This window comes from Nocardia sp. Marseille-Q1738, assembly GCF_965283145.1.
Window position 1 is genome coordinate 59692 of sequence record NZ_CBDIMS010000015.1, and the last position, 8653, is coordinate 68344.

Here is an 8653-nt window from a genome sequence, read left to right on the forward strand (position 1 = left end):
GTCAGCCCAGCCGCAGGAATGCGCCAAGATCGGCCAGTTCTTCCATGGTGGCGGGCAGGTACTCGGTCAGCAGCGGTGAGCGGATGATGATCGCCTTCCACATGGCCCGGCACAGCGCGGCGCGGATCAGCCCGCGCGACAACAGCGACCGCATGCCGTAGGGCGCGTCGGCGACCGCATCGAGCACATCCGGGCTGGAAGTGGTCATCGAAAGCAGCACCACCGCGGCTTCCCTGCCGCGGAACCGATCCGGCGTGCCCACCAGCACGTCCTCGATCTTGGCGCGGGCCAGCATGGTCCGGATCCGCCCCACCTGTGCGGCGTACGGCGCGACCACGAAGATGTCGTGTGGGTGCACCCTGCGCGTCGTCGCGCCGATCGTCCAGGACATGCCGAGCAGCGCGCGGACCCGGCGCACCACCTCGCGCGCCTCGGCCGGCGAGGTGGTGGCATTGCCGTAGTGGTCGACCAGGACGGTACGCACGCCGGGCTCCTCGCCGTCCAGATGTCTTGCCAGCGTGACGGTTTCATTGGAGCGCAGGCGCCCGTCGTAGTACAGCCGGGAGACGGGTTCGCATACCGCGGGATGCATCCGCCAGGTGCGGTCCAGGAAGTAGCCGCGCTCGGAGGACAGGGTCTGGCGCCCCTCGACCAGCCAGCCGAGTACCGATTCGCCGACCGGAGCCGGATGGGTGGCGCGCGCGGTGGACGGCACGGGATCCCCGAGCAACAGCAGGTTGCGTGCACTCGCGGCGACGGCCACGGTGTCGGCCAGCGCGAAGCGGCCCGCGTCGGCGATCAGGAGCAGATCGAGGCTTTCGCGCGGTACCAGATCCTCGTTCGCGAAATCGGCCGGAGTGCCGCCGAGCACGCAGCCGCTGATCGCGTTGTCCAGGAAACGCGGATAGCGGGCGGCGTCGATCACGGCCCACTCCGGGGCGACGGCCGCCGCGTCCTTCTTGGCGACCAGCTCCGGCAGCACGCCGACCCGCACGATCGCGTCGAGCAGGTTCTCCACGGTCGCGTGGTCCCGCGCGACGATGCCGACTCGCCAGTTGTGCTTGGTGACCAGGCGCTCGAGCACCCGGGCCGTGGTCGAGGTCTTCCCGGTCCCCGACGGTCCCTGCACCGCGACGTAAGAGCGGTCGAGCGCGCGCACGGCTGCAGTGATCGCCGCCGCGTGGTCGCCGTGCACCTCGGGCAGCCTGGCGCCGCCATGGAGCCGGGGCGGGCGGCGCGCAAGGATGTCGAAGACCGCTTCCCGTGGCGTGTCCGGGAGGGTCATGAGCAACTGTTGCGCCGCCAGTTCGACCGCGAGTTCGGCGTTTTCGTCCCATACGGGCAGATCGGGCGCGATGGCGGTCGGCAGCTCGTCGTAGGGTTCGCAGCCTTCGGGCAGCAGTTCCTCCAGCCGGACGGTGTCGTCGAACTCGGTGTCCACCGAGCAGCCGAGCACCGTCGCCCTCGCGGTGGCCCGGTGGCCGACCGCGGTGACCATGCCCGCGGGTGGCGGCTGGTCGTAGAAGGTGTAGACCGTGGTGCCGGGGGTGAGCACACTCGGCCCCGCCGCGCCGCTCGAGCCGGTTCCGATCCGGCCGGTCAGCGTCAGATACCGGCGCATGGTGGGGCGGTCGGAGCGGCGATGCCATTTGGTGTCGACCGTGCCCCAGTCGGCGATGAGAACCCCTGGCGCGTCGGCCCATTCGTCCACCGGGTGGCTCAGCCGATCGGCGTGTGCCCACCACAGCGGCTGCCGCTCGCGCCGGTGATAGCCGAGCGCGGCGGCCATCAAGGCCGAGGGATGCAGGGGATCGCCCAGTCCCGCAGCGTATTCAGCCAAGGCAGCCTCGAGCGACGACGGCCGTGACGGCGGCGCGGGCTCCAGCTCGCCTGGGACGGGCACCGTGCGCCACGAACTGGTTCCTGCCCGCAGTTCGATGCGCTGCTCCGCAGCCTGGTCGAAGGGAGGCTCTGCATCGTTCGGTCCTGCAGCGTATTCCGCCGCGGCAGCCCTCGGCGACGACGGCCGTGACGGCGGCGCGGGCTTCACCTCGCCAGGGACGGGCGCCGCGTGCCATGAACTGGTTCCCGTCCGCACTTCGATGCGGTGCTCGGACGCGCGGTCCAGCAGCCAATCGCGCAGCCGCAATACGGTGTGGGTGTCGCTTCCGGCGGGCGAATGCTCCGCATCGGGCCACAGTTGCCGCAGCGTGCTCAGGTCGTAGGACGGCTCGCCGATGATCATCGCGTTGCGGACCACCGGGTACAGGTCGACCAGGACGCCTGCGCGGAGCAATTCGTCCACGAACTCCTCGCCGACGCCGTGCTGGCCGGTGCAGTGCAGCAGCGCAGTGCGCACCGCCGAGGTGTAGTGATAGATGTGCAGGTCCGGATACATCCGCCGCCGCTCGGCCAGATAGTCGAGCACCTGCTCGAGCGCGCGCCGTTCCGCGGTTGCGGCGCCGCCTGGCTCATCCGGGTCGGACGGCACACGCAGGGCCAGGTGCACAGTGTCCGTACCGCCGATCTCGACCGTGCATGGCATCCGTCCGCCTCCACCGATGGTGAGTGCGAGGTCGCCGGGGGAGGGTGGCGGCAGCGCGCCGAGCGCGGTGGGGTCGGTCAGCGCATACCTGGGTTCGCCCGAAACTTCTCGCCGCAATTGGACTTCCGCCTGGCGACGCAGCGTCGTGACGGTGCGCGGCGGCACACCCGGCACCGAGACCTCGGCGGCGGCCAGCCGATCGATGGTGCTCACTCCCGCTTCGCGCAGGCGAGCGCGGATCGCCGGGGGCATTCCGGCCACGAGCAGCAGATCGCGCGCGGCCGACAGGGCCGCGGTGCAGGTGCGGCAGCGGCCGCAGGCGAGATAGCGCGGGTCACCCCATTGGATCGGCAGGAGTTCACCGAGTTTCTCGTCCACGATGCGCTCCACCCGGCGTCTGCGCGCCCGGTACACCGGAAGCAGCCCGCTCAGCGCCTGGGCCACGCTCTCCTCGCCCAAGTGCAGCCGGACGAAAGGCGCGGTCAGTGCGCCCGAACGGTCGAGGGCAGCGGCGCAGGCGGCGAGTTCTAGCGCGGCGCCCACCCGATCCGCCGTCGTGGACGCGGCGCCGTGCACGGTGTAGCGGACTCGATGTTCCGCGCGTACCAGGAAGTCGCAGGAGCTATGGAATCGGCCGTCGAAGAAGGTCGCGCCGTGGACGACGTGAGCGCCCGCGCGCAGCGCCGCGACGGTGTCGGTGTGTGCGGCTGTCAGGGCCGCGATTCGTGCCGATGCGCGATCGCTCACTCCATCGCTGGGTTCGGCCGGGTCTCCCAGATTGTCCGGTGGCCGGTCGATCTCCACGACCGCACCGCCGAAGCGGGCACGGTAGTCGGCGAGACGGCGTTGCCGAGCGTCATCGATTCCGGGTACGAGTTCGGGCGCCGGTGCGGCGATGCCGGGTCCGGCCGGGAGGGTGCCCAGTTCGGTATCGAGGGCGCGCAGCACTGCGAACTCGCAGTGCGCAGCGCGCACGAGATCGACGGCGGTGCAGACGACACGATCACCGAACACGAACAAACGCGGCCCTCCTGTGTCTTCGCGGGACACCCGCTGCCGTGTGCGCCTCGTTACGCACGGACGGCAACACTGTAGCTAAGCGGCTGCCTCACCTGCGCTCGGCCCGGCGCATGAGCGGCTGCCTCGAGCCTTCGCTCGGGCCCGGCGCATGAGCGGCTGCCTCGAGCCTTCGCTCGGCCCGGCGCGGGGCTGTGGACGGACTTCGTCCGGCTGCGTCTTCTGTGCGTCTACCTCGGCATACCCTCCCCGGTTCAGGAGCGGGGCTTACGGCGCTCCGGTCGCTTGGCGCCCTCGCGCTCCCGGCGCTGGCCGCGGCTGAACGTGCGATGCTGCGGCGCCCCTTGGTCCAGCTGCAACTGGATCAGCACACCACTGATCCTGGTGCGCCGCAATGCCTCCAGCGTCTCCGCGGGCAGCTGCGCGGGAAGCTCCACGAGGCTGTGGTCGGGACGGATACTGATATGCCCGAAATCGCTGCGGCGCAGGCCGCCTTCGTTGGCGATCGCGCCGACGATCGCGCCGGGCACCACACGATGCCGCTTGCCGACGCTGATCCGGTAGGTCGCCAGCTCGGTTCCGCTGACCCGATGGTGTGAGCCGCCCCGGTCCTCGTCGAACCGCCGGGTGGGCCGCTCGCGCAGGGGACGATCGCGCTGCGGGCGCTCGACCGGCTCCGGCTCGGGCTCCATGAAGAAGTTGTCCCCGTCATAAGAGCCGACCGCCAGCGCCGCCGCGATATCGGCCAGCGGGATGTTGTGCTCGCGCTCGTAGTCCTCGATCAGCTTGCGGAACAGCGCGAGATTCGACGAGGTGAGATTCTCGGTGATGGTGTCGCCGAACTTGGTGACGCGCTGGGCGTTGACGTCTTCCACACTGGGCAGCTGCATTTCGGTCAGCGGGTGCCGGGTGGCCCGCTCGATCGACTTGAGCAGATGCCGCTCGCGCGGCGCCACGAACAGCAGCGCCTCGCCGCTGCGACCGGCCCGGCCGGTGCGGCCGATCCGGTGCACGTAGGACTCGGTGTCGTGCGGGATGTCGTAGTTGACCACGTGCGAGATGCGGTCCACGTCCAGCCCGCGGGCGGCGACGTCGGTGGCGACCAGGATGTCGAGCGAACCGGACTTCAGCTGCCCGATGGTGCGCTCGCGCTGGTTCTGCGCGATGTCGCCGTTGATCGCGGCGGCGGAGAAACCCCTGGCGCGCAGCTTTTCGGCGAGCTCCTCGGTGGCCTGCTTGGTGCGGACGAAGATGATCATCGCCTCGAACGTCTCGACCTCGAGCACCCGGGTGAGCGCGTCCAGCTTGCGCTGATGCGAGACCTGCACCCAGCGCTGGGTGATGTTGGTGGCCGTCGAGGTCTTCGCCTTGACCGTGATCTCGACCGGATCGTGCAGGTACTGCTTGGAGATCTTGCGGATCGCGGCGGGCATGGTCGCGGAGAACAGCGCCACCTGCTTGTCCGCGGGTGTGTCGGCGAGGATGCGCTCGACGTCCTCCTGGAAGCCCATCTTGAGCATCTCGTCGGCCTCGTCGAGCACCAGGTACTGCAGCTGTGACAGGTCAAGCGTGCCCTTCTCCAGGTGATCGATCACCCGGCCCGGCGTGCCGACCACGACGTGCGCGCCGCGGCGCAGGCCGGACAGTTGGACGCCGTAGCTCTGGCCACCGTAGATGGGGAGCACGTGCAGGCCGGGGATGTGCGCGGCGTAGCGGCCGAACGCCTCCGCGACCTGGATCGCGAGCTCGCGGGTCGGGGCCAGCACGAGGGCGCGCGGACTCCGTCCGGTGGCCTCCAGTCCCATCAGGATCGGGATGGCGAAGGCGGCGGTCTTGCCGGTGCCGGTCTGCGCGAGACCTACGACGTCGGCACCGGAGAGCAGTGGGGGAATCGTCGCGGCCTGGATGGGCGAGGGCGATTCGTAACCGACGTCGGCGATGGCAGCGAGGATGCGGTCATCGATTCCGAGATCGGCGAAAGACGGGCCGTCGGTGTCCCTGTCGTCGTCGCCAGGAACGCTGTCGACCTGATTGGTACTCATTGACCAGCAGTTTACTGCCTCGTGCTGGCCGTCCCGGCCACCGCCCCAATACGGTGAGACCTATGCAACTGCACGACTCGCCCGCGCATCAGGACCGGACGCCGGATCAGCTGGACGTGGCGGTCGTCCAGTTCGCCCCCTCGACCGACCCCTCGGCCAACCTCACCGCCCTGCGCGAACACGTGCGCGCGGCCCGCGAGCGTGGGGCGCGCGTCGTGGTCGCGCCGGAATACTCGATGTTTGCCGTGACCCGTCTCGACGAGCGGGTCGTCGCCATCGCCGAGCCGCTGACCGGCCCCTTCGTCACCGGCCTCGGCGATATCGCCCGCGAGTCCGGGGTGTTTCTGGTCGCCGGGACAGTGGAGCAAGTCGCCCCCGGCGGCGACCGGATCCGCAACACCCTCGTCGTACTCGGACCCGACGGCGCCCTCGTCACGCGTTACCGGAAGGTGCACCTCTACGACGCCTTCGGGTACCTCGAATCCGACGTGGTCGAGCCGGGCGCGATCGAGGCGCCGGCTACCTTCACCGTCGCGGATGTGACATTCGGCATGCAGACCTGCTTCGATCTGCGCTTCCCTGAAGGCGTGCGCCGGGTCGCCGCCGCGGGCGCGCAGGTGCTGCTGCTGCCCGCGCAGTGGATTCCCGGGCCGGGGAAGGTGGATCAGTGGAGCACGCTGGTGCGTGCGCGCGCCATCGAGAACACCGTGTACGTGGCGGCCGCGGATCAGGCGGCGCCGCGCGGTGCGGGCGCCTCGATGATCGTGGATCCGACCGGCGCGGTGCTCGCCGAACTCGGCGAGGAGCCGGGTGTGCTGACCGCGGGCATCGACCTCGCGTACCTGAACAAGGTGCGCACCACCAACCCGAGCCTCTCGTTGCGCCGATTCGCGATCACCGAGCGCTGACCGGAGTAGCGTTCGGATCGATGGTCTACACCGATCGGACCTCGGCCGGTCGCGCGCTGGGTGCGCATCTGGAACACCTGCGGGCGTCGGACCCGCTGGTGCTCGGCCTGCCGCGGGGCGGGGTCCCGGTCGCCGCCGCGGTCCGCGAAGTGATCGGCGGTGACCTCGACGTCCTCTTGGTCCGCAAGCTGGGTGTGCCGTGGCAGCCGGAGCTGGCCATGGGCGCCGTCGGCGAGGACGGCGTGCGGGTACTCAACTCGGACGTACTGGCGCACACCGGGGTATCGCCGCAGCAGGTGGCCTCGATCGAGGCTCGGGAGCGCGCCGAGCTGGAACGGCGCAAGCAGGTGTTGCGCGGCGACGTCCAGCCGATTCCGCTGGAGGGGCGCACGGTGGTGATCGTCGACGACGGGATGGCGACCGGCGCCACCGTCGCGGCCGCCTGCCGGGTCGCGCGCCTGCACCAGCCCGCTCGGGTCGTGGCCGCGGTCCCGGTCGCATCGACGGAGGCGATGCGCCGGGTGGCCGACGAGGCCGACGAGGTGGTCTGTCCATGGGTGCCGCGCTCGCTGGGCGGCGTCGGTGGCGCCTACCGTGACTTCCATCAGCTCGGGGACGCGGAGGTCACCGCGCTGCTGTGCTGAGCGCGCTCAGATCTCGGTGATGCCCTTGCGATGGCGCTGCGCCAGCTCGGCGTAGAAGCCGGGGTTCAGCCGCACCCACATCTGGGCTTGGGTGCCCTCGATCGGGCGCTTCACCTCGGCGGGCGATCCCGCGGCGAGCACACCGTCGGGGATCTCGGCGCCGGGCGGCACCAGCGAGTGCGCGGCGATCATGCTGCCCGCCCCGATCTTCGCCAGGTCCAGCACCGTGGTGCCGTTGCCGACGATGGCCTCGGCGCCGACCGCGGCCCCGTGGAACACCACGCTGTGCGCGATGGTGGCGCCGGAACCGATCTCCATCGGCACGTCCGGCGGTACGTGCAGGACCGCGTTGTCCTGGATATTGGCGCGTTCCCGGATGACGATCGGCGCCAGGTCCGCCCGCAGCACCGCGCCGTACCAGATCGAGGCGCCCGCCTCGACCCGCACATCGCCGATCAGCGTCGCGGTCGGCGCGATGAACGCCGACGGATCGACCTGGGGCCGCTTGCCTTCGAATTCGTAGAGTGGCACTCGTACACCGTAAGCAGTCCGCTCGAGCCGTCAACCCGATGACCCTGTCGACGGCGCCGGTGCCGAGAGCCACGGCGCTCCGCTACCAGGTTCAGTCGCAGTCATCGGATGTCACACTCGCGGCCGGTCCATCGTCTCCTCGGCAGATACATGGAAACGAACTGTGAAGGGAACGCGATTCCGATGACCACTGCTTATTACACCGTTGGTGTCCTGGCCGCCTTGTGGATCGGCTTCTCGGCCTACTCCCTGCTCACCAGGCAGAAGTTCGTCGTGGAGCCCTTGGTGGAATACGGCGTACCGAAGTCCTGGTGGAACTGGCTCGGCGTGGCGAAAGCTGCCGGGGCGGTCGGCCTCGTGGCCGGCTTCTTCATCCCGGCCGTGGGCGTGGCCGCTGCCATTGGTCTCATTCTCTACTTCGCCGGTGCCGTTGTGACCACCCTGCGTGCTCGCTCCTACAAGACCACTCCGTTCCCGCTGCTGTACATGGCCCCGGCCATCGCCACCCTGGCTCTGCAAGCGGCCAGCTGAATTCGACACTGCGTCCGCAGATCTCCGGCCCGGGACGGATCGTCCCGGGCCGCGCTCTCCCGCGGAAGAGTTTTTCCGACGGGACTTCGGGCGTTCAGCGTTGGGCGTAGGCCGTGGACGTGCGCGCGGCCGCGCTGACCAGCGGGCGCAACTGGGCGGCGAAACGGTCCGCGGTCACGGCGACGATGTCGACGTCGGTGCCGGTGCGCACCGCGTATCGGCCGTCGGCGACGACGTCGATCCAGCACAGCACGCCGAACGGGCGCGGCTCGCCCGTGCCGCGGCGGGCGGAGACGACGATCTGGCCGATGCCATCGCGCGGTTGCTTCAACAGCTTGCGGATCCGGGCCGGCGTGGATGGACCGGCGACCGGGACGGTCACCAGGTTGCGGCTGTCCTCGCCGACCTGCGCCAAGGGGGCGGTCAGGCGGGGGA

The 8653-nt window shown here is 70.2% G+C and carries 7 protein-coding genes; 3 read left to right on the forward strand and 4 right to left on the reverse strand.

The features are described 5' to 3' along the window. Position 1: 1 nt before the first annotated feature. Together ACWPXK_RS32935 and ACWPXK_RS32940 are read right to left on the reverse strand one after the other, a co-directional pair. Complete coding sequence (locus ACWPXK_RS32935) at positions 2-3559, reverse strand: AAA domain-containing protein (RefSeq protein WP_454200082.1); 3558 nt, start codon at positions 3557-3559, stop codon at positions 2-4. 257 nt (positions 3560-3816) lie between these two features. Then, complete coding sequence (locus tag ACWPXK_RS32940) at positions 3817-5604, reverse strand: DEAD/DEAH box helicase (protein ID WP_454200073.1); 1788 nt, start codon at positions 5602-5604, stop codon at positions 3817-3819. 62 nt (positions 5605-5666) lie between these two features. Between ACWPXK_RS32940 and ACWPXK_RS32945 the strand changes: the two genes are divergently transcribed. Both ACWPXK_RS32945 and ACWPXK_RS32950 read left to right on the forward strand, forming a co-directional pair. After that, positions 5667-6512 (forward strand): carbon-nitrogen hydrolase family protein, encoded by an 846-nt coding sequence (locus tag ACWPXK_RS32945; RefSeq protein WP_454200074.1) that lies wholly within the window; start codon positions 5667-5669, stop codon positions 6510-6512. 20 nt (positions 6513-6532) lie between these two features. Beyond that, positions 6533-7156: a phosphoribosyltransferase gene (locus ACWPXK_RS32950; protein WP_454200075.1), complete on the forward strand. Its 624-nt coding sequence runs from the start codon at positions 6533-6535 to the stop codon at positions 7154-7156. A 6-nt stretch (positions 7157-7162) separates the two neighbouring features. Here the strand turns inward: ACWPXK_RS32950 and ACWPXK_RS32955 are convergent, their stop codons facing one another. Continuing rightward, positions 7163-7687 (reverse strand): gamma carbonic anhydrase family protein, encoded by a 525-nt coding sequence (locus ACWPXK_RS32955; RefSeq protein WP_040782070.1) that lies wholly within the window; start codon positions 7685-7687, stop codon positions 7163-7165. 183 nt (positions 7688-7870) lie between these two features. Between ACWPXK_RS32955 and ACWPXK_RS32960 the strand changes: the two genes are divergently transcribed. Next, complete coding sequence (locus ACWPXK_RS32960) at positions 7871-8218, forward strand: DoxX family protein (protein WP_454200076.1); 348 nt, start codon at positions 7871-7873, stop codon at positions 8216-8218. Between the two features lie 94 nt (positions 8219-8312). On the opposite strand, the gene ACWPXK_RS32965 is transcribed toward ACWPXK_RS32960, so the two are convergent. Then, the coding region (locus ACWPXK_RS32965) for an ESX secretion-associated protein EspG (protein WP_454200077.1) at positions 8313-8653 on the reverse strand (341 nt) is incomplete at its 5' end.